Here is a 25,593-nt window from a genome sequence, read left to right as displayed (position 1 = left end):
ACAATTCGTCCACTTGTTGAGCACGACTGGAGCCGCCGATGGTCCTGGAACCGACCCACCCGGATTCCCTGCGCGCCGACGCTCGCAGCAATCGCGATCACATCCTGCTCGCCGCCTTGGACGTCTTCGCCGAACGCGGCACCGATGTGCCGATGAAGCTGATCGCCGATCGCGCCGGGGTCGGAGTCGGCACGCTGTATCGCCGGTTTCCCGACCGCGACGCCCTGGTGGTCGCCACCGCGCAAGCACACCTGGACCGCCTCGCCCGCATGGCCGAATCGGCAGGTGCGCAGGAGGCGACCGCATGGGCCGGGTTGTGCCGATTCCTGCGTGAGTGCGCGCTACTGCGCCTGGGCGCACTGGCCGCGGCCATCGAACCGGCCGTCCACGCGATGGTCCGCACCGATTCGCGGGTGGGCGCGGTGCGCGCCTCCGTTCTGGATCGGATCGACGCGCTGATCCGCCGAGCTCAGCAGGACGGCGACCTGCGCACCGACATCGGTTCCACCGAAGTCGGTCTCATCATGACCCTGCAGGTCTACGCCCAGCCCGGCGAGTCCTATCCGGCAGCGGTGGACCGAGTGCTCGCCATAGTGTTCGACGGGCTGTCGTCCACCCCGCGCACGGCACACGACATTCCGGGCAGCCAGGCGTAAGGGCCGGTTCTCCTGCGGGGAATGGACGAATCCACAAGTCCGGGGATCACTCGGCGGCTGGAGAATTTCTTCCCGTCACACGCGCCGCCCGGCGCAGCCGGTGAGCCTTCTGCCGGCACGCGGACGAGCAGTACCGGGCGGGCCGTCCGGTCTCCGCGTGCGCCAATTCCGCCCCGCAGATCGGACAACTCCGACCGTCACGATTCGCGGTATCCGCCACGGTTTCGTTACGCCCGGGTGAAGAGTTTTCCGGTTTCGTTACGGCCGGTTCGGTGCGCATCGCCGCCAGCAGCATGGCGGCGGGGCGGGACAGTTCGTCCCGCGTGTTCGAAACGCGTTGCATGGCAACACATCCGGTGAAGATGGCCAGCACGTCGGCGAGAGTCAGGTCGGCGCGCACTCCACCGGAGCGCCGCGCCGCCTCCAGCAGCTGCCCGAGAGCCAGGTGAAATCGCTCCCCCGCATCCCGCAGCAGCGTCCGCGGCCAGCCGTCGTCGGCGTCGAGCAGATCGCACATCGCCTTGTTGCCCGGAGTGCGGGTGACGACCTCGGCGCAGAATCCCAGGAAGGCCGCCGCGGGATCCGGATCGTCGCGCAGTGCCAGCGCCCGGGCGGTGAGCCGATCGATCCGTTGCTGTAGCACCGCCTCGAGCAGGTCGGTCTTGGTCGGGAAATGGCGATGCACGGTCCCGGCCCCCACCCCCGCGCGGCGGGCGATCTCGGCCAGCGACACCGACGTTCCGGATTCGGCGAAGGCTCGTTGCGCGGCGGCGAGGACGCGAGCGCGGTTGCGGCGAGCGTCGATTCGGGTCCCCGGCACTCCTGGCGCCGGGGCGCGCAGGTCGTAACGAAACCCCACATCTGCGGATGGCGGAGACGACAACGCTGTTCCTATCGTGCGAATACGGGTCGACCGACCCGATTCTATCGAAAGGTTCCTCCGACATGACCGTCCACGACAACCTCGTTCTCGTCACCGGCGCGACCGGCAAACAGGGCGGCGCGACAGCCCGCGCGTTGCTCGCCCGCAACGTCCCGGTCCGCATCCTGGTCCGCGATCCGGCCGCCGCCGGAGCGCGCGAATTCGCCGCACTGGGCGCGCAGGTGGCCGTCGGCGACTTCGACGCCCCGGCCACCCTGACCGCGGCGGTGGCCGGAACTCGCGGCGTCTTCCTCGTGCCACCGGCGGCCTTCGGGCCCGACGGCTGGGATGTCGACCTGGAGGCGACCCGCGGCGCCGCCGTGATCGATGCCGCCCGGCACGCCGGAACCGACCACATCGTGTTCACCGGCGTGGCCTCCTTCGACAACGAGACCTCCTGGGGCAGTTCCGGAAAGCGGCAGATCGAGCAGGCACTGGCCGACAGCGGCATGCGCTACACCGTGCTGCGCCCGGTCCGGTTCATGGAGAACTACCTGGCGCAGGGTATGCCGCTCGACGGCTTCGTGGACGGGGTCAACGTCCACCTGTTTCCAGCCGATCGGCCGGCCCAGATGATCGCGGTCGACGATATCGCCGCGGTGGCCGCGCTGGCCTTCTCCGACCCCGGACGATTCTCCGGCCGGACACTCGAACTCGCCGGCGACGCCGTGGCCCCCACTGCCGCCGCGGAACTGATCTCCCGCGCGACCGGATATCCGGTGCGGTATCGCGAAATCACCGAGGCGGAAGCCGACGCACTGGGTGAACAGATCGGCAACACCTGGCGCCTGGCCCATCAGGGCCACGGCTGGCATGCCGATATCGAGCAGATCCGCTCGATCCACCCCGGCCTGCAGAGCCTGGAAACGTGGCTGGCCGGCACCGGCGCCGCGGTCCTGAAATCCCGGTTCGCGGCGGGCGACTAGGTCGTCGCGCCGACCAGATTCTCCCCGCGCATCCGCTGCGAGATGACCTGGGTGATGCCGTCGCCACGCATGCTCACCCCGTACAGCGCGTCGGCGATTTCCATGGTCGGCTTCTGGTGGGTGATGACGATCAGCTGCGACTTCTCCCGCAGCTGTTCGAACAGGCCGATGAGGCGGCGCAGGTTGGTGTCGTCCAGCGCCGCCTCGACCTCGTCCATCACGTAGAACGGCGACGGCCGGGCCCGGAAGATCGACACCAGAAACGCCACGGCGGCAAGGGATTTCTCGCCACCGGACAGCAGCGAGAGCCGCTTGACCTTCTTGCCCGGCGGCCGGGCCTCCACCTCGATGCCGGTGGTGAGCATATCGCTGGGGTCGGTCAGCAGCAGCCGTCCCTCGCCGCCGGGGAAGAGGCGGCCGAACACCTGCACGAATTCGCGTTCCACGTCCTCGTAGGCCTCGGTGAACACCTGCAGGATGCGGGCGTCGACCTCGGCCACCACATCGAGCAGGTCCTGGCGGGCCTTCTTGACGTCCTCGAGCTGGGTCGACAAGAAGTTGTAGCGCTCCTCCAGCGCCGCGTACTCCTCCAGCGCCAGCGGATTCACCTTGCCGAGGGTGGCGAGATCCTTCTCGGCGCGTTTGACGCGGCGCTCCTGGGTCGCGCGGTCGTAGGGCATTTCCTGCGGCGCGCTCACCTGGTCGCCGCGCTCGCGGGCCTGCTCGTACTCCTGCATCTCCAGTGCGGTCGGCGGCATCGGCACATGCGGACCGTATTCGGCGACGAGTTCGTCCAGCGCGATGCCGAACTGCTCGGCGATGGTGGTCTCCAATTGTTCGATGCGCAGCGCGGATTGGGCCCGCGCCACCTCGTCGCGATGCACGGCATCGGTCAGCTGCGTCAGTTGCGTGCTCAGCGCCCGCACCCGCTCCTTGATCTGATCCACCTGCCCGGCGCATTCGGTGCGCCGGCGAACCAGCTCGTCGCGCCGCGCGGCCGCCTCGCCCACCACGGTTTCCAGCTCCGCGGCGATCCGCTCGGCCGATTCGGCGACCACCGCCGCCACCTCGGCGGCACGGCGGCGGGCGGCCTGGGCTCGTTCGGCCCGGGCGCGGGTCTCGCGTTCGGCGCGGGCCGCACGACGCAGCGAATCCGCTTTGCCCCGTACCGATTCCGCGCGCTCCTCGGCGGTGCGCACCGACAGCCGGGCCTCCACCTCCATGGCACGGGCCTCGGCCAGCGCCGCGGCGGCCTGTTCGCGCTCCTGCCCGGCGGTGTCGGTGCCCGCGTCGGCATCGGAATCCAGATCGGACTGTTCGGATTCGGCATGACGCAGCCGGCCCTCGAGTTCGGCCAGGGCCGTCAGATTCTGGTCGCGCGCGGTTTCGGCCTCGGCGCGCTGGGTCAGCAGCCGCTCGTATTCGGACTGGGCGCTGCGCGCCGTCGCGCCGAGGCGACCCAGCCGGTCGTAGATCGCGACCAACGCCTGATCGGATTCGTGCAAGGCCAGCAACGCCTGGTCGACAGCCTGTTTGCGATCGCTCTGCTCGGCCAGCGCACCCGACAGCGCGGCCTCGACCTCCTCGGCCTGCCGCTGCCACGACACCAGTTCGGCCGCGGCGGTGTCGATCTCGGCCTGCACCTCGATCTGGCTCGGCGCGCGGTCCGAGCCGCCGAGCACCCAGCCCGAACCGCTCAGATCCCCGTCGCGGGTCACCACCCGCAATTCCGGCCGGGCGGAGAGGACTTCGGCCGCCTGCGCCAGATCGTCGACGACCACGGTGCCGGCGGTGAGGGCCGCGACCGCACCCCGCAGCCGGTCGGGACAATCGACCACCTCGACGAGCGGGCGCACTCCCGCGGGTAGATCACCGATCTCGCCACCGGGTTGCGCCGCACCGCCGTAGACAACGGCCGCGCGGCCACCGTCGGCCTCCTTCAGCGCCCGCACCGCCGCCTGCGCGGTGGGGTGCGCGTCGGCGGCGATAGCGTCGGCCAGCGGCCCGAGCGCGGCGGCCACGGCGGCCTCGAATCCGCTGTGCACCCGCACCATCGCCGACAGCCGGCCCTGCAAACCGTCGGCGCGGTTGTCCAGCAGCCAGGCGCCGCCGTCCTTGCGGGACAGGCCCATGGTCAGCGCCTCGATGCGGGCGGTCAGCGAGGCGACCTTCTTCCCGGCCTCGCGGTCGCGTTCGCGCAGTTCGGTAACCCGCGCATCGGCCAGTTCCAGCGCCTGGGCGGCGTGTTCGTAGGCGGCGTCGAGACCTTCCTCACCGGCGTCGAGTTCGCTCAATTCGGTTTGCACGGCCTCGAATTCGGCCTCGGCGGCATCCCCGCGCTGCCGGGCGGCGGCCAGCGACTCCGACAGCCGGGCGATATCGCCGTCGGCCGATTGGGCGCGGTGGCGCAGCGTATCCACCTGACCGGCAAGACGAGCCAGGCCCTCACGCCGATCGGCGATGGCGCGCACCGCGGCCAGGTGGGCCTGTTCGGCGGCCTTGGCGGCCTGCTCACGATCGAGCAACTGATCGCGAGCGGCCTCCAGGGTCGCCGTGGCCACCTCGACCGCCTCGAGCAGTTCGGCCTCCTCGGCCTGCACCCGATCCGCCTCGGCCTCGAGCTGTTCCGGATCGTGGCCGGTCCCGGTGGGCTGTTCGATGGTGAGGTTGCGAGCCCGGTCCCGGGCGATCCGGATGGTCGCGTTGACCCGCTCCACCAGCGCCGAGAGCTGGAACCAGGTCTGCGCGGCCGCCTCGGCGCCGGGAGTGAGCCGCGAGAGCTGGAATTCCTGCTGCGCCAGCGCGGCATTGGCGGCATCCAGTTCCGCCTGCACGTTGATCTGCTGTTCGCGGGCGAAGGCTTCCTTGCTCTGCTGACTTTCCAGTTCACGCCGGCGCGCCACCAGATCGTCGGCGGCCAGTCGTAGCCGGGCATCGCGCAATTCGGCCTGGACGGTGGCCGCGCGCCGGGCCACCTCGGCCTGGCGGCCCAGCGGTTTGAGCTGACGGCGCAGTTCGGTGGTGAGGTCGGTCAGACGAGCCAGGTTGGCCTGCATCGCATCGAGTTTGCGCACCGCCTTCTCTTTGCGCTTGCGGTGCTTGAGCACGCCCGCGGCCTCTTCGATGAAGGCGCGGCGGTCCTCGGGGCGCGATTCCAGAATCGCCGACAGCTGGCCCTGGCCGACGATGACGTGCATTTCCCGGCCGATGCCGGAGTCCGAGAGCAGTTCCTGGACATCCATCAGCCGGCAGGAGTTGCCGTTGATCTCGTATTCACCGGCGCCGTCGCGGAACATCCGGCGGGTGATCGAGACCTCGGAGTAGTCGATGGGCAGTGCGCCGTCGGAATTGTCGATGGTCAGCGTGACTTCGGCGCGGCCCAGCGGCGCCCGTCCGGCGGTCCCGGCGAAGATGACGTCCTGCATCTTGCCGCCCCGCAGCGCCTTGGCGCCCTGCTCCCCCATCACCCAGGTCAGCGCGTCGACGACGTTCGATTTACCGGACCCGTTCGGCCCCACCACACAGGTGATGCCGGGCTCGAGCCGCAGCGTCGTCGCGGACGCGAAGGATTTGAATCCCTTCAGCGTCAGACTCTTCAGGTGCACAGTCGGTCAGGCTACCCGGTCGGGCCTCGTTGCCGGACGGATGCCGGGCGAACGTGTTCGCCCGGCATCCGTCGAATCGGGGCCGGAATCAGGCGGCGGTGACGGTCAGCGTGTAGTCGCTGGGCGAGCCGTCGGCGGAGGTGACGGTGATCTGGTAGTCGAGGCCGTCGGCGACGATCTCGGCGTGCGGAACCTCGGTGGCGGCCATCGGGCCGACCAGCGGGCCGACGGTCACCCGGGCGTTGCCGTTGTTCGAGGTGACGTCGAAGATCAGCTTCTGCCCCTGCGCGGACGCGATGGAGTAGTTGTCCAACTTGCCCTCGGCCACGGTGCCGCTGCCGCCGGTGCTGTTCTGGCCGGGGGCGATCACCAGTCGGGTGACGGCGCCGGGCAGCGCGGGCACGCCCGGCAGCGGCTGAGCGGAGGCGACGCCACCGGCGACCGCGAAGGTGGCCGCGGCGATCAGCGTGACGAGCACGGCCGGAACGGCGCGCACGAACAGACGAAGTACTCGAGATGCGTACATGGACCCACATCTTTCCTCACACCATGCGCAAGATCGCAAGTCCCGGCACGGGTTTCGCGTTCCGACACGCCGTCGCCCACCAGCCCGCCACCGCCCCGGCACACCGCCCGCAATCGCAATAAGTTAACGACCATTTGCGCTTGACCCGAAGTAAATGAGAAGGTAGAGGCCCGTTTATCGCACAAGGAGTTCTTCGTGAATCTGGACTGGTCGCCCACCGATCTGGCGTTTCGCGACGAGGTGCGGCGCTTCCTGGACGAGAATTTGACCCCGGAACTACGTCGCGCCGGTCAGCTCGCCACCAGCGTGTACCCGGATCACGAGGCCAGCATGCAGTGGCAGCACATCCTGCACGCCCGTGGCTGGGCCGCGCCGGCCTGGCCGGTCGCCCACGGCGGCTGTGACTGGAGCATGACGCAGCACTACATCTTCGATCGTGAATCCACCCTCGCGGGCGCGCCCGCACTCTCGCCCATGGGCATCCGGATGGTCGCGCACGCGATCATCGCCTTCGGCACCCCCGAACAGAAGGACTACTTCCTGCCGCGCATCCTCACCGGCGAAGTGTTCTTCTGCCAGGGCTATTCCGAGCCCGAGGCCGGTTCCGATCTGGCCTCGCTGACCATGGCCGCGGTGTCCGACGGTGACGATCTGGTGTGCACCGGTTCCAAGATCTGGACCACGCACGCCACCGAGGCGAACTGGATCTTCGCCCTGGTCCGCACCTCGAAACTGGAACGCAAACAGCAGGGCATCACCTTCGTGCTGATCCCGATGGACACCCCCGGCATCGAGATCCGGCCGCTGGTCATGACCTCGGGCGAACAGGTCCAGAACCAGGTGTTCTTCGATCAGGTGCGGGTGTCGAAGACCAACGTCATCGGCCGCATCGACGAGGGCTGGACGGTCGCCAAACACCTGCTGAACTTCGAGCGCGGCGGTTCGGCCTACGGTCCCGCGCTGCAGGTGCTGGCCGAATCGCTGGCCGAGCACGCCGCCGGACAGCTCGGCTTCGCCGGCGGCAGTCTGCTCGACGAACCGGCCTTCGCGGCGAAACTGGCCGACGCGCGCATCCGCGCCGACGTGCTGGAGATCCTGGAATACCGCACGATGTCGGCGATTTCGCGGGGTAAGGATCCGGGCCCGGCCGCCTCCACGATCAAGATCCTGGGCACCGAACTGAGCCAGCGGCTCACCGAATTGGCCCTCGAGGCCGCCGGTCCGCGCGGGCGTGCCTATCAGCCGCACGCTGCCATGCCGGGCGGTCCGGTCGCCGACTTCGTCGCTCCCGCCGACGGATATCTCAGCGGCGAACCGTGGCAGGCCGTCGCGCCGCTGCGGTACTTCAACGACCGCGCGGGCTCGATCTACGCGGGCAGCAACGAGATTCAGCGCAACATCATCGCCAAGGCAACCCTGGGACTGTGAGAGATGGACTTCGAATTCACTGCCGAACAGCAACTGCTCCGTGACACGGTCACCGAATTTCTCGCCGCCCGTTACGATCTGGAGAAAAGCCGGGCCGCGGCACGGGTCGGCGCCGGTCACCAGCCCGAGATCTGGCGCGGCTTCGCCGAGGAGGTCGGCATCCTGGGCGCCGCCCTGCCCGAGAGCGTGGGCGGATTCGACGGCGGCCCCATCGAGACCATGATCATCGCCGAGGCGCTCGGCGGCGCCCTGGTCGTCGAACCCTATGTCGACACCGCCGTCCTGGGCGGCGGACTGCTGCGCCGCGCGGGTGGCGCCCGGGCCGAGGAACTGTTGCGCGGCATCGTCGACGGTTCCGTGATCACGGCCTTCGCCGCCCTGGAAGCCGACTCCGGCTACAACCCCGCGCGCGTCGCCACGACCGCTCGCCGCGACGGCGACGACTGGGTCCTCGACGGCGCCAAGGCGGTGGTGACCACTGCGCCGCTGGCGACCCACCTGCTGGTGACGGCACGCACCTCCGACGCGGCGGGGCTGTCGCTGTTCCTGGTGCCGGCCGATGCGGCCGGTCTGACGCAGCATCCGTATCGCACGATCGACGAACGCCGCGCGGCCGATCTGGTTCTCGACGCCGTCCGGGTTCCCGCCGATGCGCTGCTGGGCGACGAGGGAACGGCCGACGCGTCGGTCGAGCGCTCGATCGACGAGGCGATCGCCGCCATCTGCGCAGAGGCCGTGGGCGGCATGCGGCGGGTACTCGCCGACACCGTCGAATACAGCAAGCAGCGCCGCCAGTTCGGCGTGCCGATCGCCAGTTTCCAGGTGCTGCAACACCGCATGGTCGATATGCATCTGGAGCTGGAACAGGCTGTGGCCGCCACCTATCTGGTGACGCTGAAACTCGACGCCGAACCGAAGGTCCGCGCCCGGGCCGCGGCCGCGGCCAAGGCCACCGTCGCCCGCGCTGCCGGCTTCATCGGCCAGCACGCGGTGCAACTGCACGGCGCGATGGGCATGACCGAGGAACTCGCGATCGGGCATTTCTTCAAGCGGCTCACCGCGATTCGCACCGAATGGGGTTCCGCGGACCAGCACATCGCCCGCTACGCCGCGCTGACGCGGGCCTGAGCGGCGCGCACGATCTTCGGGGCGCGGTCCCATACCGCCGCGCCCCGGACATGTTTTCGGCCGGAATCCGAATCGGATTCCGGCCGAAAACGCGCCGGGGATGCCGGGCTCGCCCCGCCACCGTCGGGAGCGAACCCGTGCCAATCATCGGTCCCGACGTGATCGGGTCACCCCCGCTCAGCGCACGGGGGTGAAATCGCGCGAGGCGATGTAGGTCGGCCGCGGATGCCCGGCCGAATACGGTTCTTCGAGGGTGTTCTCCACGCTGTTGAACACCAGGAAGACGTTCGACCGCGGGAACGGGGTGATGTTGTTCGAGGAGCCGTGCATGATGTTGGAATCGAACAGCAGCGCCGAACCTCGTGCGCCGGTGAACTGCGCGATGCCGTACTTGTCGGCCAGTTGGGCCAGATCCTCCTGCGCGGGCACCCCGATCTGCTGCTCGCGCAACGATTCCCGGTAGTGCTCGTCGGGAGTCTCACCCTGACACGGCATGAACTGCCGGTGCGAGCCCGGCAGCAGCATCAGGCTGCCGTTGAACGGGTAGTTGTCGGTCAGCGCGATCGACAGGCTCACCGCACGCGGTGAGGGCATCCCGTCCTCGGCGTGCCAGGTCTCGAAATCCGAATGCCAGTAGAAACCGGCACCCTCGAATCCGGGCATGTAGTTGACCCGGCTCTGATGGATGTAGACCTCGGAACCGAGAATCTGGCGAGCCATCCCGACGATCCGCTCGTCACGCACCAGCTCCGCTACCACGGCGCTGATCTTGTGCACCTCGAAGATCGAGCGGACGCTGTTCGACTTCTTCTCGATGATCACCCGCTCGTCGGCACGCAACACCGGATCGGCGGCCAGCCGATCGATGTCGGCGGCGATATCGGCCACCTCCATCGGGGTCAGCAATTCGTCGAGGATCGCGTACCCATCGGCATCGAAATTCTGCAGCTCCGGCGAGGTCACCGTGCCCCACACCGTGGGGTCGGTGCGCTCCACCGGCGGTACCGCTACGGCCGTTCTGGTCCGATAGCGGTCGATTCGACTCTCCGCCAACGTCATCGCGGCGTCGTCCTCCTCACTACATCACTACTCGCCTACGGCCACCAACGGGTAGACACCGTTCTCGTCGTGAACTTCCTTGCCCGTGACCGGCGGATTGAACACACACAGCATCCGCATCAGCGTGCGGGTCTCGACCCGATGCCGCTCGTGCCCGTTGAGCAGGTACATCGTTCCCGGTGCCAGGTCGTAGGTGACGTCGTTGGTCAGATCCGTGAGCGTGCCCTCGCCCTCCACCAGCCACACCGCTTCGACGTGGTTCTGGTAGTGGAACTCGTGCACGGTGTTCGGCTGAATCGTCGTCTCGTGGAAGGAGAAACCCACCCCGTCGCCGCCGAGGATGATCCGCTTGCTGCGCCAGTCCTCGGCCGCGACGTCGCGGTCGGTTCCGGTGATCTCGGCAGTGGTACGCACGATCATGGTCAGTTGCCTCCTCGGGCCATGTCGACCGCCCGGTCCAGGATGCCCAGGCCATGGTCGAGTTCGTCGTCGGTAATGGTCAGCGGCGGCAGCAGCTTGACCACCTGGTCTTCGGCGCCGGAGGTCTCCACCAGCAGGCCCTCCTCGAAGGCGATGCTGCTAACCTTGCCCGCCTCCGAGGCGTCGTCGAACACCAGTCCCTGCACCAGCCCGCGTCCGCGGGTCGAGACACCCTCGAAGTTCTCCGAGAGCGCCTCGAACGACTTTCGGATCTTCTCGCCCTTGGCGGCGGTGGAGGCCTCGAGACGGTCGTCGGTCCAGTAGTGCTCGAGCGCCACGCGGGCGGTCACGAACGCCGGGTTGTTGCCGCGGAAGGTGCCGTTGTGCTCACCGGGCGCCCACTGGTCCAGCTCGCGCTTCATCAGCACCAGCGCCAGCGGCAGGCCGTAGCCGCCGATCGACTTCGACAGCGTGACGATGTCCGGGGTGATGCCGGCGATCTCGAAGGAGAAGAACGGGCCGGTCCGGCCGCAGCCCATCTGCACGTCGTCGACGATGAGCAGAATTCCGCGCGCGGCGCACAGCTCCGACAGGTGCCGAAGCCACTGCGCCCGAGCGACGTTCACGCCGCCCTCACCCTGCACGGTTTCCACGATCACCGCCGCGGGCTTGTCCACACCGGAGGAATTGTCATCGAGGACCCGCTCCATCCATGCCAGATCGTCGGTGCCGTCCAGATACCCGTCGTAGGGCATCGGATTCACGTGATTCAACGGTACTCCGGCGCCCGCGCGCTTGGTCGCGTTACCGGTCACCGAGAGCGCACCGAGGGTCATGCCGTGGAATGCGTTGGTGAAATTCAGAATCGACGTGCGGCCGGTCACCTTGCGGGCCAGTTTCAGCGCCGATTCCACCGCGTTCGCACCGGTGGGGCCGGGGAACTGGACCTTGTAATCGAGGCCGCGCGGATCCAGCAGAACCTTGTTGATCGTCTCCAGCAATTCACGCTTCGCGACGGTCGACATATCGAGTCCGTGCGTAATTCCGTCACGGGCGATGTAATCGATCAATGCTTCTTTGAGAACGGGATTGTTGTGCCCGTAGTTGAGCGCTCCGGCGCCCGCGAAGAAATCGAGGTAATCACGTCCGCTACCGTCGCGCAGCCAAGCGCCGGAGGCGGTGTCGAACAGCGTGGGCCAGGAACGGCAATATCCACGGACATTCGATTCGAGCGATTCGAAAACGGTCATCTCAGCGGTGGTCATCGATGATCCTTCCTATCGTTTTGCGTCACTCTGCAGTGGCGCGATCCGGTACAGGTCCTCCGATTCGTGCCCGTCCGGAAAATCTTCTGGCTCGAACAACGTCTCCCGCGTCATTTCCGCGTCACGGCGCCGGGCCAGTGACGCGAACATTGCCAGCGAGGCTTCGTTGTCCGGCGAAACGGTTGTCTCCAACTTCGAAACACCTTGGTCGGCAACGTCTTCGACGAGCCGATCCAGCATTGCTACGCCCACTCCGCGGCCGCGGAAGGCGTGATCGACGGCTACCTGCCAGATGAACAGTGTGTCCGGCGATTCCGGGCGCAGATATCCGGTGACGAATCCTGCTATCTCCGAGTCGATTTCGGCCACGACGGTGGTCGAGGCGAAGTCACGACTCCAGAGCAGATACGCGTAACTCGAATTGGCGTCGAGCACTTGGGAATCCACTGCGATTCGCCACATCCGCGCTCCGTCGTCCACCCGCGGCCGACGAATCAGCGTCTGGGTCGAAACGTTCCGACGGCCGTTCCGCTCGTCGGTTGCCGGAGAACTGAATGACATACTCCGCGTTCGGGTCTGCATCACCTCTTCAGAATTGCCCGCGAACGTTGAGGTCTATCGTGCGACTACTTTACGGTTGTGTTACAGAAGTATGATCGGTGAATTTCGTCACGGTGGGCAACCACACCATGAATCGCGCCCCGCCCCCGGGACGGTCGTCACATTTCACGCGGCCGCCGTGGGCGGCCACCGTTTCGGCCACCAAAGCCAATCCGATGCCGGTGCCCGACCGTTTCCCGCGGCGGACGGTCACGAATCTTTCGAAGATGCGTTGCCGATCCTGCGGGGCGACTCCCGGACCGGCGTCGTCGACCGTGATCACCATTTCGTCGCCGGCGCGCGCGACGCCCACCGCGATCACTCCGCCACCGTGCCGCTGCGCATTCTCGAGCAAATTCACCAGGGCACGCTCGAGTTCGAGCTTTCGCCCGGTCACGATTCCGTCGTCGGCGACGGTCAGCAGTTCCGGTGAATAATGCATTTCCGCGAGGGTGTGGGTGAGCAGTTCGCGCACCGACAGCGGTTCGGCGTCGGCGCCGTGCATCCGCGCCTCGGCCCGGGCCAGCGCCAGCAGATCGTCGAGCAGTCTGCGCAGATGGTCGAGTTCGGCGCGGACCAGCTCCAGCGCCCGCCGCGACCGTTCCGGCAGTTGATCCTCGTAGCGCGACATCACTCCGACGCTGGTGGTGAGCGTGGTCAGCGGGGTGCGGAGCTCGTGGCTCACGTCACCGACCAGCCGGCGCTCGCGATCGATGCGGTTCTGCAGCGAGTCGACCATGGTGTTGAACGCGTCCACGGTCGGGGCGAGATCGGGATCGTCGGTATCGGGCAACCGGGTGCCGAGCTCACCGGAGGCGATCTTGGCCGCGGTGCCGGTGACCTGGCGTAACGGTTCCAGCAAACGGTGCGACAGCCAGATTCCGAAGATCGCGCCGATCACGGTGCCGCCGAGCGCGCAGGCCAGTGCGGTGCCCCATCCGCCGCCGTCGATCCTCGCGATCAACACCGCCAGCAAGGCCGAGACCAGGCCCGTGACGGTGAAAGCGACGATCACGCGACCGCGCAGAATCTGGCGGCGGGGCAGGCGCGGAAATCTAGCGCTGCACATCGAGGCGGTAGCCGAGCCCGCGCACGGTTACCACGATCGCCGGCTCCGACGGGTCGCGCTCGATCTTGGTCCGCAGCCGCCGGACGTGCACGTCCACGATCCGCTCGTCACCGAAGAACCCACGGTCCCAGACCCTTTCGAGCAGGACGCTGCGCGACAGCACCCGCCCGGGAGTCTCGGCCAGTTCGCACAGCAGCCGGAATTCGGTGAGGGTGAGGTGCAACTCCTCGTCGCCGCGGTGCACGGTGCCGCCGTCGGCCGAAAGCACCAGCGGCGCTTCGGGATAGGCGTCGAGCACGACCTCCTGCGGGGCCGGCGGCTCCACGGTTTGCTGGGCGCGGCGGCGCAGCGCCCGCATCCGCGCGGTGATCTCCTTGATCTCGAACGGCTTGGTGACGAAGTCGTCGGCGCCGGCCTCCAAGGCGGCCACCACGTCGTGAGTGTCGTCACGCGCGCTGACCACGATGATCGGCACGTCGTGATCGCGACGAATCTCACGAATACAGGTGAATCCGTCCATCTCCCCCAGCATCAGATCCACGATCATCACATCCGGTGCGCCGTTGTCACGCAGATGTTCGAGCGCATCCTCGGCCTCCTCGGCCTCGGCGACGTCGTAGCCCTCGTCCTCCATGGCCAGCCGCAGCGCACTGCGGACCCGGTCGTCGTCCTCTACGATCATCAAATTTGCACTCATCGTCACACCTCGTCCAGCTGCGCGTCATCGGAGCGTGGTTCCCCGACCCGTCCGTTCCTCAGCAGTGCGAGCGGCCGCGCAGCCTGTGGTCTCGCACCGTTCTCTCATAACCACACATCCCTAACAGACATCGGTGGCGGACCACACGACGCCGGGCACGCCGGTCGATCGGTCACTGAGCGCCCACTGGGCACACAACAGTAACTGGAGTACCCGGCGCGACGATGCGTAAACACGGGGCAACACCACCGAGGTGCAAGCACCTGAAAAAGCCCCGTAAACTACGTACCGAGACAGTAAGGCGATTGGTGCGCTGCGGGGGCTTGCCCAGGCGCACGGCTAACGCAGGAGACACCATGTCCACTCGCCGCTGCCGATTCAGTGTTGCGCTCGGGGTTATCGCCCTGGTGACAACGCTGATGGCCGCGTGCTCGTCATCCCCGGATCCCGCGTCGAATCCGACGCGGGGCACCCCGGGGCCCGCCGCGCCGGCCATTGCGATGGTCCCGGCCACGGGGAGTGCCGACGTCGATCCGCTCGGCACCATCGAGGTGAGCGCAACCGACGGCATCCTCACGGATGTGACGTTGACCAACGAAGAAGGCAAACAGGTCGACGGCACGCTCAATCCGGAGCGGACCGCGTGGAAACCGAAGGTTCCGCTCGGTTACGGGCACAACTACACCATGACCGCCAAGGGCATCACCGTCACCGGACCCAGCGGTCCGATGACGTCGTCGTTCACCACGCTCACTCCCAGCAACCAGGTCAAGGCGTATCTGACCACCACCGGCGGACAGCCGCTGGCCGAGGGCGGAACCTACGGTGTGGGCACGGTCATCGTCGCCCACTTCGACGAGGCGGTCGGTGACCGCGCGGCGGCCGAGAAGCGGCTCTCGGTCACGACCGAACCGCAGGTCCAGGGTTCGTGGTACTGGCTCGACGACAAGAACGCGCACTGGCGCCCGCAGCAGTACTGGCAGCCCGGCACCAAGGTCACCGTCGCGGCGAACATCTTCGGCGCGCAGCTGGGTCCCGGCCTGTTCGGCCAGGAGGACTCCAAGACCAGCTTCACCATCGGCGACTCGCACGTCTCCATCGCCGACGACAACACCCACGAAGTGCAGGTGTTCGAGAACGGCAAACTGATCCGCACCATGCCCACCTCGATGGGACGCGGCGGCAGCGAGCAGGTCGGCGGCAAGACGATCTACTTCAACACCCCCGCGGGCATCTACACCGTGATGGGCAAGGGCAATCCGGTGATCATGGATTCCTCCAGCTACGGCCTGCCGGTGAACTCGCGCCTGGGTTACAAGGAGGCGATCGGCTGGGCCACCCAGATCAGTGGCGACGGGATCTACCTGCACCAGCTCGACTCCACGGTGTGGGCGCAGGGCAATACCGACACCTCGCACGGCTGTCTGAACCTGAACCTGGACAACGCTCGCTGGTTCTACAACTTCGCGGTTCCGGGTGATGTGGTCGAGGTTCGCAACACCAGCGGCCCGCCGCTGCCGTCGTGGAACAACGGCGACTGGATCGTGCCGTGGGATCAGTGGGTGGCCGGCAGCGCGCTGCACTCCTGATCGCCACCGGCACCGATCGCCACGGCACGTCGTGTTCGCGGGCGCCGAGCCTCAGCGCCGCACCGGGTAGCGCTGGTCCAGCTCGAGATTCAGGCCGAGGACGTCGACCCTGGGCTCTCCCAGGAAGCCCAGGTCCCGACCGTCGGTATGTGCCGCCACCACAGCGGCGACCTGTTCGGCCGTGACACCCCGGGCGGCCGCCACCCGCGCGCTCTGGATCTGCGCGTAGCGCGGTGAGATGTGCGGATCCAGTCCGGACCCCGACGCGGTGACCGCGTCGGAGGGCACCGGGGTATCGGCCGGCGCGTCACCGCGGACGGGGACGATCAGCCCGGCCGAATAGTCCGTTCCGGGCTGGGCACAGTCCACCCGGACCCCGCGGTAGGCGTCCTGGAACGGCGTCGCCGGGCACGCCTCGTTCACGCTGACGACCTTCGTGGGGGCGGTGACCTGCCCGTGGATGTCGCGGGGGCCGAAGACCGCCAGCACCGCACCGACCCCGCCGGATGTGCAGAACGGTCGCGCCCCGGAGACGCCCTCGCGCTCGCCGAGCTGTTTGCTGCGCGTGCAGACCGTGGTCAGCAAACCGGTCTTCGTCTGCGACGGGTCGGCGGCCAGAGTGTCGACGACGTCCTCCGGACCTTTGTTGCCGAAGCCGGTGTTGGTGGGGTCGTAGCCGTCGGGGCGGCTGCCGTCGGCCGGGGCGGAATTCGAGGGGCGGGTCTGGAAGTACTGCGGCAGCGCCGCGCCGTTGCCGTCGGTGAACGCCTGACCGATGAGGCTGCTGCCCACCAGCTTCCCGTCGCGGTGGACGAGCGAACCTTCGGCCCTGTTGTGCAGGCCCGGCAACTGCGCGACCGCGAATACGGCCAGCGGATAGGCGATTCCGGTGATCACCGTCAGCACGAGCAGTGCCCGCACGGCGGCCAGATGCTGACGGAACCAGGTGGTGTATCGCATCGAGAACGAAGGCATATCAGGACATCCCAGGCAGGAATCGGACGACAACGTCGATGAGTTTGATGCCGATGAACGGGGCGACGATGCCGCCCGCCCCGTAGATGGCGAGATTGCGGCTGAGCAGTTTCGACGCACTCGAGGGGCGATAGTCGACGCCGCGCAGAGCCAGCGGGATCAGCGCCACGATGACGATCGCGTTGAAGATCACCGCGGACAGGATCGCCGACTGCGGACTGTGCAACCGCATCACGTTGAGCACGTCCAGACCGGGGAACAACGCCACGAACAGCGCGGGAATGATCGCGAAGTACTTCGCGATGTCGTTGGCGATGGAGAAGGTCGTCAGCGCGCCCCGGGTGATCAGCAACTGTTTGCCGATCTCGACGATCTCGATCAACTTGGTCGGATCCGAATCCAGATCGACCATGTTGCCGGCTTCCTTGGCCGCCGACGTTCCGGTGTTCATCGCGACGCCGACATCGGCCTGCGCCAGCGCCGGAGCGTCGTTGGTGCCGTCGCCGGTCATGGCGACCAGGCGCCCGCCGGCCTGTTCGTTCTTGATCAGCGCCAGCTTGTCCTCGGGAGTGGCCTCGGCCAGGAAGTCGTCGACTCCGGCCTCGTCCGCGATCGCCTTGGCGGTCAGCGGGTTGTCGCCGGTGATCATCACGGTGCGAATCCCCATGCGGCGCATCTCGTCGAAGCGCTCCCGCATGCCCTGTTTCACCACATCCTTCAGATGGACCACACCCAGCAGCCGGGCTTTCCCGTCGAGCAGTTCGCCGACCACCAGCGGTGTGCCGCCGGAGGCGGAGATGCCGTCCACGGTCCGCCCGACGTCCTCCGGCACCGAACCACCATGGACCCGAACCCATTCCGTGACCGCACTCGCGGCGCCCTTGCGCAACCGATGCCCGTCCCGCAGATCCACGCCCGACATCCGGGTCTGGGCGGTGAACTCCACCCAGTTCGCGCCCGCGAGCTCACCAGGGGTGCGTTCGCGTTTGCCGTATGCGGATTTCGCGAACACCACGATCGAGCGGCCCTCAGGTGTTTCGTCGGCAAGGCTGGAAAGCTGTGCGGCGTCGGCCATCTCGTCCTCGGTGACGCCCGGCATGGCGACGAAGCTCGACGCCTGCCGGTTACCGAGGGTGATGGTGCCGGTCTTGTCGAGCAGCAGCGTGTTCACATCGCCGGCGGCCTCGACCGCGCGACCCGACATCGCCAGCACATTGCGCTGGACGAGGCGGTCCATGCCCGCGATGCCGATCGCCGACAGCAATGCGCCGATCGTGGTGGGAATCAGGCAGACCAGCAGCGACACCATGACGATGCCGGTGATGCCGTGCGCGTTCAGCGCCGCGCTGTCGCCGACCCCCGGATTGTTCACCTTGGAGAAGATCGCCGGCGGCTGCAACGTCACGACCGCAAACACGAAGATGATCGTCAGCGCGGCCAGCAGGATGTTCAGCGCGATCTCGTTGGGTGTCTTCTGCCGCCTGGCGCCCTCGACCAGCGCGATCATCTTGTCGATGAAACTGCCGCCCGGCTCCTGGGTGATCTCGACGACGATACGGTCCGAGAGCACGGTGGTGCCGCCGGTGACCGCGGACCGGTCGCCGCCGGATTCGCGGATCACCGGCGCGGATTCCCCGGTGATCGCCGATTCGTCGACCGAGGCGATGCCCTCGACGACGTCGCCGTCACCCGGCACCACCTGCCCGGCCTCGACCACGACACAGTCGCCGCGCCGCAGTTCGGGTGCGGGAACCCGCTCCTCGACCGGCGCCTCGGCGCCCGGATGCCAGTTCACCAGCCGCCGGGCGACGGTGTCGGTCTTGGCTTTTCGCAGCGTATCGGCCTGGGCCTTACCGCGGCCCTCGGCGACGGCCTCGGCCAGGTTGGCGAAGATCACCGTCAGCCACAGCCAGATCACGATCGCCCACGCGAAGACCGTGGGATGGGCGACGGCGAGGATCGTGGACCACAGGGCGCCGATCTCCACGATCAGCATCACCGGATTGCGCCACAGCGTGCGCGGATCCAGTTTGCGCAGGGCCTCGGGCAGCGACCGCGCCAGCAGCGCCGGATCGAACATGCCCCGGGACTTCCGGCGCGAGGAAGGCTCGGCACCGCGCGGGGTGGCCACGGAATCGGTTGTCGGAGCGGTCATGTCAGTGGATTCCTTCGGCGAGCGGCCCGAGCGCCAGCATGGGCAGGAAGGTCAGGGCGACCAGGATCAGCGTCACGCCGGCGACCATGCCGACGAACTGCGGCCGGTGCGTCGGCAACGTGCCGATCGATTCGGGCGTATGGCCCTGGGCGGCCAGCGATCCGGCCAGCGCGAGCACCAGGGTGATGGGAACGAACCGGCCGAACACCATCGCCAGGCCGAGGGCGGTATTCCACCAGACGGTGTTGCCGCTGAGCCCAGCGAAGGCCGAGCCGTTGTTGTTGGCGGCCGAGGTGAAGGCGTAGAGCACCTCCGACAGGCCGTGTGGACCGGAGTTCGCCATGGCCGCGCGCTCGCCCGGCAACGCCATCGCGATCGCGGTACCCACCAGCGCGATCAGCGGAGTGATCAGGAAATACGATGCGGCGAACTTGATTTCGCGCGGGGTGATCTTCTTGCCGAGATATTCCGGTGTGCGCCCGACCATCAGCCCGGCGACGAATACGGTGATCACCGCCAGGATCAGCATCCCGTACAGACCCGATCCGACACCGCCGGGCGCGACCTCGCCCAGCTGCATGTTCACCATGGCCATCATGCCGCCGAGGCTGGTGTAGGAATCGTGGGCGGAGTCGACGGCACCGGTGGAGGTCAGCGTCGTGGACGCGGCGAAGGTCGCGGAATCGGCTACGCCGAACCGTGTTTCGACGCCCTCGAGCGCCGAGCCGACCGCCGTCGGCACGGTGCCGTGATGGCGCAACTGCAGGAAGTTGGTCAGCGTCACGCTGATCAGCGCGAGCACGCCCATCACCGACGCGATCGCAAAACCCTGCTTGGTGCTGCCCACCATGCGGCCGAAGGTCCGCGGCAGCGAGAAGGCGATCAGCAGGATCAGGAAGATCTCGACCCAGTTGGTCCAGGCCGTCGGGTTTTCGAACGGGTGCGCGGAGTTGACGTTGAAGAAGCCGCCACCGTTGGTGCCCAGCTCCTTGATGCTTTCCTGCGAGGCGACCGGCCCACCCGGAATCGTCTGCGTCGCACCGGTGATCGTCTGCGCGACCTGATCGTGCAGGTGGAAGTTCTGGATCGCGCCACCGGCGACGAGCACGATCGCGAATACGAACGCGATGGGCAGCAGGATCCGGAGGGTGCCGCGCACGAGGTCGACCCAGAAGTTGCCGAGGTCGCCGGTGTGGCGGCGAGCGAACCCGCGCACCAGCGCGACCGCGACCGCCATCCCGACCGCGGCCGAGACGAAGTTCTGCACGGCCAGGCCCGCCATCTGGACCAGATGTCCCTGCGTCGACTCACCGGCGTAGTTCTGCCAGTTGGTGTTGGTGACGAAGCTGATCGCGGTATTCCACGCCAGCGCCGCGGTCATCTCGGTCCCGGGCTCGTGCAGATGCAACGGCAGGTGGCCCTGAATCAGCTGCAGGAAGAACAGCGCCAGAACGCTCACCGCGGAGAAGGCCAGCACGCTGCGGGCGTAGACGCCCCAGGTCTGCTCCACTCCGGGCTGGACCCCGATGGCGCGATAGAGGAGGCGTTCGGCACGCGACTGTTTCGTGCCCGAATACACCCGGTACATGTAGTCGCCGAGCGGGATGTGGACCGCCGCGAGCGCGATGATCAGGGTCGCCACGAAGACGACCCCGGCAGTGGTTGTGCTCACCTAGAACCTTTCCGGGAACAGCAGCGCCGCGATCATGTAGACGGCGACGCCGAGCGCCAGGATCAGACCGACGATGTTCTCGATCACAGCCGTTCCACCCCCCGTTGGAGCAGGCCGAGCAGGGCGAAGATCGCCACGGTCACGACGGTGAACACCGCGACAGACATAAGTGCAAACCTCTCTGTTGACGGCATCCGGAGCGGATGCGCCGCCAGAGAGTCAAGCGTCTCGAACGGTCCGTTCTCGACGGCCTTGACGGCTTCTTAGCGGCGCGGACGACGGCTTTGACGAGGTGCTTACGTCCCTCCAGCGTCCGCGAACGCGCCGTCAAAGTCAGCACCGGCCTCGTCAAGAAAGCGTCAAGATCGGCGAACGATCGCCCGCGCAGGTGCACAGTGTGTTGTCCGGTTCGCCCAGTCGACCGGCACATCGGCAATCATCGGGGTCGTGAGGAGAAGACAGTGCCGGATTTCGCGGTCGCGGCGATGGTGATCATCGTCTTCGTCAGCTGCGCGCTGGGTCTGCGCGTTGCCGGCGGGCGAACCACCCGGGTCGTCCGGGTTTCGCGCCGTCCACGTCGTCCGAATCGCGCGATGATGGACCTGTGAAGCGCGGACAACTACGCATCTACCTCGGGGCCGCGCCCGGCGTGGGAAAGACCTACGCGATGCTCGGCGAGGCGCATCGGCGGATAAGCCGTGGCCGCGACGTGGTCGCCGCGGTGGTGGAGACCCACGGCCGCAGCAAGACCGCGGAACTGCTCGAGGGCATCGAACGGATACCGCCGGCGATGCGCACCTACCGCGGCACGACCCTGCCCGAGCTGGATCTCGACGCGGTGCTGCGGCGGGCGCCGGCCGTGGCCCTGGTGGACGAACTCGCGCATACGAACGTGCCGGGATCGAAGAACGAGAAGCGCTGGCAGGACGTCCACGAACTGCTCGACGCCGGTATCGATGTCATCTCCACGGTCAACGTCCAGCATCTGGACAGCCTCAACGACGTCGTCGAGCAGATCACCGGCGTGGTGCAACGCGAAACCGTCCCGGATTGGGTGGTACGCGGCGCCGACCAGGTCGAACTGGTCGACATCACCCCGGAGGCATTGCGGCGCAGGCTTTCCCACGGCAACGTCTATACCGCCGACAAGGTCGACGCGGCGCTGCGCAACTACTTCCGGCCCGGCAACCTCACCGCGCTGCGCGAACTGGCCCTGTTGTGGCTGGCCGATCAGGTCGACGCGGCGCTGGCCAAATACCGTGCCGACCACAAGATCACCGCGACCTGGGAGGCGCGCGAACGCGTGGTCGTCGCGGTGACCGGCGGGCCGGAATCGGAGACGATCGTGCGCCGCGCGAGCCGCATCGCCACCAAATCCAGTGCCGAGCTGATCGTCGTGCACGTCGTGCGCGGCGACGGGCTGGCCGGGGTGTCGGCGCAACGGCTGCACCGGTTGCGTGAGCTCGCCGCCGGGCTCGGTTCCAGCCTGCACACGGTGACCGGCGAGAACGTGCCGAACGCCCTGCTGGATTTCGCCCGGCAGGTCAACGCCACCCAGCTGGTGGTGGGCACCTCACGGCGCTCGCGGTGGGCGCGGATTCTCGACCAGGGCATCGGCGCGACCGTGGTGCAGCGCTCGGGAACCATCGACGTCCACATGGTCACCCACGAGGAAGCGCAACGAGGGCTGCGCTGGTCGGCCCTGCTGCGGCGGCAGCGACCGACCGTGTCGTGGCTGGCCGCGCTGGTCGTGCCCACCCTGATCACCCTGGTCTGCTATCTGTGGCTGGATTCGCGACTGGATCTGGCCGGTGAGAGCGCGATGTACTTCATCGGCGTGATCGCGGTCGCGTTGCTGGGCGGTGTCGCGCCGGCCGCGCTGTCGGCGGTGCTGGGCGGGTTGCTGCTGAATTGGTTCTTCACCACCCCACGCCACAGCCTCACCATCGCCGAACCCAACAATTTCCTCACCATCGTCGTGATGGCGGGGGTTGCCGTGGCGGTCGCGGCGCTGGTCGACATCTCGGCCAATCGCACCCGCGAGGCACGCACGGCCTCGCGCGAAGCCGAGTTGCTGACCCTGTTCGCCGGCGCGATCCTGCACGGCGCCGACCTGCCCGATCTGCTCGAGCGCGCCCGCGAGATCTACCGTCAGCGGGCGGTGAGTTTCGTCAGCGACGCCGAGGTGATCGCCTGCGTCGGTGACGATCCGGCGCGCACCCCCGGCGCCGCCGATACCGCGATCGGAGCCGGCGACGAGGAACACTGGCTGCTGCTCAGCGGGCGCGCGCTGACACCCGGGGACCGCCGGGTGCTCGCCGCGGTGGCCGGGCAGGCGGCCGGGCTCGTGCGCCAGCGTGAACTCGCCGACCAGGCCCAGGCGGCCGCCGGTGTGATGGCGGCCGACCGGCTGCGCCGCGCACTGCTGTCGGCGGTCAGCCACGACCTGCGCACGCCGCTGGCCGCGGCCAAGGCGGCGGTATCGAGTCTGCGCAGCGAGGACGTGCAGTTCTCCCCCGCAGATACCGCCGAATTACTGGAAACCATCGAGGAATCCACCGATCAGCTCACCGCGCTCGTCGGCAATCTGCTCGACTCCTCGCGGCTCGCGGCCGGCGCCGTGGAACCCAACCTCAAACAGGTCTACCTGGAGGAGGTGGTCAACCGCGCGGTCGTCGGCGTCGGGATGGGGACCCGCGGTGTGCGGCAGGCGGCGATGGACCGGGTGAAGGTCGAAGTCGGCGAGGTGTCGGTCTATGCCGACAGCGGCCTGCTGGAACGGGTGCTGGCCAATTTGATCGACAACGCGCTGCGCTACTCGGCGCCGGCCGGAACGACGGTCCCCGACACACCGGTGCGGGTTGGCGCCGAACGCGACGGCGGCCGGGTATCCATCACAGTGGTCGACTACGGTCCGGGCGTTCCGACCGGACTCGAGGACCAGATGTTCGAGCCGTTCCAGCGATTGGGCGACCGCGACAATTCGACCGGTGTGGGCCTGGGCCTGTCGGTGGTCCGCGGATTCGTCGAGGCGATGGGCGGGACCGTACACGCCGAACCGACGCCGGGAGGTGGGCTGACCATGGTGATCGAGTTGCCGGCAGGAGAGACACAGGAGGCGTCGTGAGCGATACTGCGCAGCCCACTCACGATGCCGACCGGGTGCGGGTGTCCCGCAAGACACAGGAGGCGTCGTGAGCAACACTGCGCAGCCCACTCGCGCCGCCGACCGGGTGCGGGTGTCCCGCAAGACACAGGAGGCGTCGTGACATCGGCCGAACGACCGCCGGCCGCGACCCGCGTGCTGGTCGTCGACGACGAACCGCAGATCCTGCGCGCGCTGCGGATCAATCTGTCGGTGCGTGGCTACGAGGTGATCACCGCCGCCACCGGCGCTGCGGCCCTGCGGGCGGCCGCGGAGAAACACCCCGACGTGGTTGTGCTGGATCTCGGCCTGCCCGATATCGACGGTGTCGAGGTACTGGCCGGAATTCGCGGCTGGAGTTCGATGCCGGTGATCGTGCTGTCCGCCCGCACCGATTCCTCGGACAAGGTGCAGGCCCTCGACACCGGCGCAGACGACTACGTCACCAAACCGTTCGGCATGGACGAACTGCTGGCCCGCCTGCGGGCGGCGGTGCGGCGTTCCGCCTCGACGGCCGAGGAGTCGGCGCCGATCGTGGAAACGTCCTCGTTCACCGTCGATCTCGCGGCGAAGAAGGTCATCCGCGGCGGCCGCGATGTCCACCTCACGCCCACCGAATGGGGTGTGCTGGAAATGCTGGTGCGCAATCAGGGCAAACTGGTGGGCCGCCGGGAACTGCTGCGCGAGGTGTGGGGCCCGACGTATGCGACCGAAACCCACTATCTCCGGGTGTATCTGGCGCAGCTGCGGCGCAAGCTCGAAGACGACCCTTCCCAGCCGAAACATCTGCTCACCGAGGCCGGTATGGGGTACCGATTCCAAGCCTGATCCGAGCCCGGCCACGCCCGGCAGAACCGGTGATATCGGACACAACGGCCTCCACACGCCGTGGTGAAAGCCGGTGTGCGGTGCGGATACGCCGGGCACGATGGCAGGATCGACGGTATGTCCGAACAGACCGCCAACTCCGCCGCACCCACCGCCGCCGCTGCGCAGCCCGCGACCGTCGCGGCCGCCCCGCAGACCAAGGCGCCGAAGCCGGTGACCGAATTGTGGGTGGAGCGGACCGGCACCCGCCGCTACACCGGGCGCAGCTCGCGCGGAGCCGAGGTACTCATCGGCTCCGACGGCGTCGAGGGCGTCTTCACCCCGGGCGAGCTGCTGAAGATCGCGCTGGCCGCCTGCACCGGGATGAGTTCGGACTTCCCGCTGTCCAACCGGCTGGGCGAGACCTACGACACCACGATCCGCGTCTCCGGCGACGCCGACCGCGAGAACGAGGTGTATCCGGAACTGAACGAGATCGTCGAACTGGACCTGTCCGAACTCGACGAGGCCGGGCGCCAGCGCCTGCTGGTCACCGTGCAGCGCGCCATCGACAAGGTGTGCACGGTGGGACGGACGCTGAAGGCGGGCACCACGGTGAATCTGACGTTCCAGATCGACAAGATCGACTCGTGAGCCCCGACCCCGTCCGGCTCAGCGCCTGGGTGCACGGCCTGGTTCAGGGCGTCGGGTTCCGCTGGTGGACGCGAGCGCGGGCGCTGGAGCTCGGTTTGGTGGGCCACGCCCGCAACACCCGGGACGGGCGCGTGCACGTGGTGGCCGAGGGTCCGCGACCGGCGTGCGAGCGTTTGCTGGCATTGTTGCGGTCGGGTGACACGCCTGGTCGAGTCGACCTGGTTGTGGAAAACTGGGGCGCCGCCCTCGGCGGAATAACAGGCTTCGAGGAACGGTAGCGGCGGGGATACAGGAG

The 25,593-nt window shown here is 67.9% G+C and carries 23 protein-coding genes; 10 read left to right on the top strand and 13 right to left on the bottom strand.

Annotated features, from left to right (window positions below):
- The first annotated feature begins 38 nt into the window (after positions 1-38).
- Positions 39-656, top strand: a complete 618-nt coding sequence (locus A5780_RS27370) for a TetR/AcrR family transcriptional regulator (RefSeq protein ID WP_064903921.1) — start codon at positions 39-41, stop codon at positions 654-656.
- A 46-nt stretch (positions 657-702) separates the two neighbouring features.
- Here A5780_RS27370 and A5780_RS27365 read toward each other — a convergent pair whose 3' ends face one another.
- A complete protein-coding gene (locus A5780_RS27365) occupies positions 703-1,515 on the bottom strand; it encodes a TetR/AcrR family transcriptional regulator (RefSeq protein WP_227463054.1) in 813 nt (270 codons plus the stop codon).
- A gap of 86 nt (positions 1,516-1,601) precedes the next feature.
- On the opposite strand from A5780_RS27365, the gene A5780_RS27360 reads away from it, so the two are divergent.
- Entirely contained in the window at positions 1,602-2,504 is a 903-nt protein-coding gene (locus A5780_RS27360) for an NmrA family NAD(P)-binding protein (RefSeq protein WP_082976757.1), read from the top strand.
- On the opposite strand, the gene smc is transcribed toward A5780_RS27360, so the two are convergent.
- Both smc and A5780_RS27350 read right to left on the bottom strand, forming a co-directional pair.
- Complete coding sequence (gene smc / locus A5780_RS27355; RefSeq protein ID WP_064910116.1) at positions 2,501-6,109, bottom strand: chromosome segregation protein SMC; 3,609 nt, start codon at positions 6,107-6,109, stop codon at positions 2,501-2,503. The two genes, A5780_RS27360 and smc, sit on opposite strands and share 4 nt — an antisense overlap.
- Before the next feature lie 88 nt (positions 6,110-6,197).
- Positions 6,198-6,635, bottom strand: coding sequence for a hypothetical protein (locus A5780_RS27350; RefSeq protein WP_146098618.1), 438 nt, complete (start codon positions 6,633-6,635; stop codon positions 6,198-6,200).
- A 195-nt stretch (positions 6,636-6,830) separates the two neighbouring features.
- Between A5780_RS27350 and A5780_RS27345 the strand changes: the two genes are divergently transcribed.
- Both A5780_RS27345 and A5780_RS27340 read left to right on the top strand, forming a co-directional pair.
- Entirely contained in the window at positions 6,831-8,063 is a 1,233-nt protein-coding gene (locus A5780_RS27345; protein ID WP_063018024.1) for an acyl-CoA dehydrogenase family protein, read from the top strand.
- Positions 8,064-8,066: 3 nt separating this feature from the next.
- Positions 8,067-9,191, top strand: coding sequence for an acyl-CoA dehydrogenase family protein (locus A5780_RS27340; protein WP_064910114.1), 1,125 nt, complete (start codon positions 8,067-8,069; stop codon positions 9,189-9,191).
- Between the two features lie 177 nt (positions 9,192-9,368).
- Here A5780_RS27340 and thpD read toward each other — a convergent pair whose 3' ends face one another.
- From thpD to A5780_RS27310, 6 genes are all read right to left on the bottom strand, one after another.
- On the bottom strand, positions 9,369-10,250 hold the full coding sequence (thpD, locus tag A5780_RS27335) for an ectoine hydroxylase (RefSeq protein ID WP_063018028.1): 882 nt from the start codon (positions 10,248-10,250) through the stop codon (positions 9,369-9,371).
- Positions 10,251-10,277: 27 nt separating this feature from the next.
- Complete coding sequence (locus A5780_RS27330) at positions 10,278-10,670, bottom strand: ectoine synthase (protein ID WP_030513045.1); 393 nt, start codon at positions 10,668-10,670, stop codon at positions 10,278-10,280.
- A gap of 2 nt (positions 10,671-10,672) precedes the next feature.
- Positions 10,673-11,935, bottom strand: coding sequence for a diaminobutyrate--2-oxoglutarate transaminase (gene ectB / locus A5780_RS27325; RefSeq protein ID WP_030513044.1), 1,263 nt, complete (start codon positions 11,933-11,935; stop codon positions 10,673-10,675).
- 12 nt (positions 11,936-11,947) lie between these two features.
- On the bottom strand, positions 11,948-12,397 hold the full coding sequence (ectA, locus tag A5780_RS27320) for a diaminobutyrate acetyltransferase (RefSeq protein ID WP_228794116.1): 450 nt from the start codon (positions 12,395-12,397) through the stop codon (positions 11,948-11,950).
- Positions 12,398-12,566: 169 nt separating this feature from the next.
- Positions 12,567-13,604, bottom strand: a complete 1,038-nt coding sequence (locus A5780_RS27315; RefSeq protein WP_063018034.1) for a HAMP domain-containing sensor histidine kinase — start codon at positions 13,602-13,604, stop codon at positions 12,567-12,569.
- Positions 13,591-14,301 carry a response regulator transcription factor gene (locus A5780_RS27310; protein WP_030513041.1) on the bottom strand — a complete coding sequence of 237 codons (711 nt, stop codon included), beginning with the start codon at positions 14,299-14,301 and terminating at the stop codon, positions 13,591-13,593. Before A5780_RS27310 ends, A5780_RS27315 begins: the two co-directional genes overlap by 14 nt.
- A gap of 356 nt (positions 14,302-14,657) precedes the next feature.
- On the opposite strand from A5780_RS27310, the gene A5780_RS27305 reads away from it, so the two are divergent.
- Entirely contained in the window at positions 14,658-15,890 is a 1,233-nt protein-coding gene (locus A5780_RS27305) for an Ig-like domain-containing protein (protein ID WP_030513040.1), read from the top strand.
- A 51-nt stretch (positions 15,891-15,941) separates the two neighbouring features.
- Here A5780_RS27305 and A5780_RS27300 read toward each other — a convergent pair whose 3' ends face one another.
- The 4 genes from A5780_RS27300 to kdpF are packed head-to-tail and all read right to left on the bottom strand — an operon-like array spanning position 15,942 to position 20,779.
- A complete protein-coding gene (locus tag A5780_RS27300) occupies positions 15,942-16,850 on the bottom strand; it encodes a potassium-transporting ATPase subunit C (RefSeq protein WP_064910128.1) in 909 nt (302 codons plus the stop codon).
- Positions 16,851-16,866: 16 nt separating this feature from the next.
- Positions 16,867-19,020 carry a potassium-transporting ATPase subunit KdpB gene (kdpB, locus tag A5780_RS27295; protein WP_064910112.1) on the bottom strand — a complete coding sequence of 718 codons (2,154 nt, stop codon included), beginning with the start codon at positions 19,018-19,020 and terminating at the stop codon, positions 16,867-16,869.
- A 1-nt stretch (position 19,021) separates the two neighbouring features.
- The gene (gene kdpA, locus A5780_RS27290; RefSeq protein WP_064910110.1) at positions 19,022-20,692 is read right to left on the bottom strand and encodes a potassium-transporting ATPase subunit KdpA; all 1,671 of its coding nucleotides are present in this window, start codon (positions 20,690-20,692) and stop codon (positions 19,022-19,024) included.
- Complete coding sequence (gene kdpF, locus A5780_RS40355; RefSeq protein ID WP_104363013.1) at positions 20,693-20,779, bottom strand: K(+)-transporting ATPase subunit F; 87 nt, start codon at positions 20,777-20,779, stop codon at positions 20,693-20,695. It lies immediately after the preceding gene.
- A 374-nt stretch (positions 20,780-21,153) separates the two neighbouring features.
- Between kdpF and A5780_RS40350 the strand changes: the two genes are divergently transcribed.
- The 5 genes from A5780_RS40350 to A5780_RS27265 all read left to right on the top strand — a co-directional run bounded on the left by A5780_RS40350 (position 21,154) and on the right by A5780_RS27265 (position 25,576).
- Positions 21,154-21,300, top strand: a complete 147-nt coding sequence (locus tag A5780_RS40350; RefSeq protein ID WP_156055458.1) for a hypothetical protein — start codon at positions 21,154-21,156, stop codon at positions 21,298-21,300.
- Positions 21,297-23,819 carry a sensor histidine kinase KdpD gene (locus tag A5780_RS27280; protein ID WP_063018040.1) on the top strand — a complete coding sequence of 841 codons (2,523 nt, stop codon included), beginning with the start codon at positions 21,297-21,299 and terminating at the stop codon, positions 23,817-23,819. The genes A5780_RS40350 and A5780_RS27280 overlap by 4 nt, the downstream gene beginning before the upstream one ends.
- A gap of 138 nt (positions 23,820-23,957) precedes the next feature.
- Positions 23,958-24,665, top strand: coding sequence for a response regulator (locus A5780_RS27275; RefSeq protein ID WP_063018042.1), 708 nt, complete (start codon positions 23,958-23,960; stop codon positions 24,663-24,665).
- A 117-nt stretch (positions 24,666-24,782) separates the two neighbouring features.
- Positions 24,783-25,298, top strand: a complete 516-nt coding sequence (locus A5780_RS27270) for an OsmC family protein (protein ID WP_082976761.1) — start codon at positions 24,783-24,785, stop codon at positions 25,296-25,298.
- Positions 25,295-25,576: an acylphosphatase gene (locus tag A5780_RS27265; RefSeq protein WP_030513032.1), complete on the top strand. Its 282-nt coding sequence runs from the start codon at positions 25,295-25,297 to the stop codon at positions 25,574-25,576. The genes A5780_RS27270 and A5780_RS27265 overlap by 4 nt, the downstream gene beginning before the upstream one ends.
- Positions 25,577-25,593 lie beyond the last annotated feature (17 nt).

The organism is Nocardia sp. 852002-20019_SCH5090214 (assembly GCF_001665865.1).
Classification (GTDB): Bacteria; Actinomycetota; Actinomycetes; order Mycobacteriales; family Mycobacteriaceae; genus Nocardia; species Nocardia nova.
The sequence above is the reverse complement of the archived record's forward strand: the minus strand, read 5'-3'. Positions and strand labels throughout refer to the sequence as shown.